The sequence below is a fragment of the Rhodanobacter spathiphylli B39 genome, from assembly GCF_000264295.1.
In the GTDB taxonomy this organism is placed as follows: domain Bacteria; phylum Pseudomonadota; class Gammaproteobacteria; order Xanthomonadales; family Rhodanobacteraceae; genus Rhodanobacter; species Rhodanobacter spathiphylli.
Window position 1 is genome coordinate 1 of record NZ_AJXT01000052.1, and the last position, 1,773, is coordinate 1,773.

A 1,773-nucleotide genomic window follows, 5' to 3' on the forward strand; every position below is an offset into this window, starting at 1 on the left:
TGATCGCGGTCGGACGCGACGGATTCGCGCCGTTGACGAAGTACGACACGCGGTAGACCAGGCGTGCAGTGCCATTGTCCTGCGGATACACGAACAGGTCGGTCTTCTGGTTGCTGATGGTGGTGCCACCGACCAAGGTGGTGTGCGCATGCGCCCGAAGTGCGGAGATCGCACGGGCGGCATTCAACTTCGGCGCCACCGAGCTCAGGCCGAGCTGGGCGTCCTGCATCAGTTCACCCGAGGCGCGCAGGGCATTGCCCTGGGCGTCCTGAACCACGGCAATGCTGCGGCCGTAGACCGGCACGCCGCGATACATCTGCTGCTGGCGCACGACCTTGTGACCATTGGCGATGCTGACGGCGCTGCGCGGTGCCAGCGACATGTCCTGACCAAGGTTGAGCTGCGCGGCCAGCGAGCTGGCCGGCACCGCACCGAGGTTCTGTGCATGCAGGGTCTTGGTGGTGGCGGCAGTGGCGACCGAGGCGGTGGCCACGCCGATCGCGGCGACCAGCAATTTCAGACGGTAATGATTGGGCATTTACAAACTCCTAGACAAAATTTTAGGGACAATCGGACCCGATGCGGTCACAAGGACCCCATGCAGATTTGCCGTGCGAGGCACGGCCCCTTCTTCGTGTGCTGTCTAGCGATCCCAAACTACATCCGTATCGCCTGCCCTCCCCCTGACATTCCATGTACAGGCAGCGCGTGGATGCGTAATTGCAAGACGACGATGGCGTCGCCAAAGGATCATCCGCCGACCTCCCCGGAAAGCGGATGCGACACGTTATTCCTCGGCAGGCAAGCTAGCTATCTGATTTTTTCCTACCCCGGGTGACAGACATCACAACCACGGTACGGGCGTGTTGACGAGGCGGAGCAGGTTCAGTTGCGTGAAGAGAAAGATTCGCTGGCGTGAAGCGATCTTGTTGCCCGTCGACGCACCGTCATGCGTACGGAATGACTTGCGAGAGCGCCTTCTGGCACGTCGGTGCACGAACAGGAAAACCCCGGCGGAAGCCGGGGTTTCGAGGGAACCTGTGGCGAAGCTGCGCCGGTCATGCCGGCGCAGCTTCGGCCGACCTCAGTTCAGCGTTTCCGTCAGCGTCACGCCGGAGAACGTCTGATACGCACGCACCTTGATGTAGTAGGTGGTGTTGCTGCCCGGGGTGAACGTGCAGCTTTCGTTGTTGCCGGTCTTGTACGGACGGCAGTTGTAGCTGCTGGTGGTCGGCGCGCTGCCGGCCCGCACGTACAGATCTGCATCACCGGTACCGCCGGAGATCGCGAAGGTCACGGTGTGGCCGGCCTGTACCGTCTCGGTATAGGTGGTCGACCAGTTGCCGGTGGTCACGGTCGGCAGGTTCACCGAATCGCTGCTGCCGCCACCGCCACCACCACCGCCGGTGCTGTACGAAGCCTTCACCGTGACGCCGGAGTACGACGAATAGCCGTGCACCTTGATGTAGTACTTGCCTGCGACGGGCGACGCCACGGTGCAGCTTTCCGAGTTGCCGGTCTTGTACGGGCGGCAGTCGTAGCTGCTGGTGGTCGGCGCGCTGCCGGCCTTGGTGTACAGGTCGGCATCGCCGGTACCGCCGGAGATCGACATCACCAGGTTGGTGGCGCCCGCCGGCACCGTGATGAAGTAGTCGTTGTCGGCGCCCGTCGCCGCCGACACGCCGGTCACGGCCACGTTGTTCTGCAACTCGGTGGTCGTGCCACCGCCGCCACCACCGCCGCCACCGGTACCCGGGCAGGTCACGCCCACGC

1 protein-coding gene and 1 pseudogene are annotated in these 1,773 nt (G+C 63.7%); both read right to left on the minus strand.

What is annotated here, in order from left to right; translation table 11 throughout:
* Positions 1-538 (minus strand): annotated as a pseudogene (locus UU7_RS16205) (M4 family metallopeptidase); the annotation flags it as partial.
* Between the two features lie 546 nt (positions 539-1,084).
* On the minus strand, positions 1,085-1,773 hold a 689-nt coding region (locus UU7_RS16210; RefSeq protein WP_238530973.1), incomplete at its 5' end, for a PPC domain-containing protein.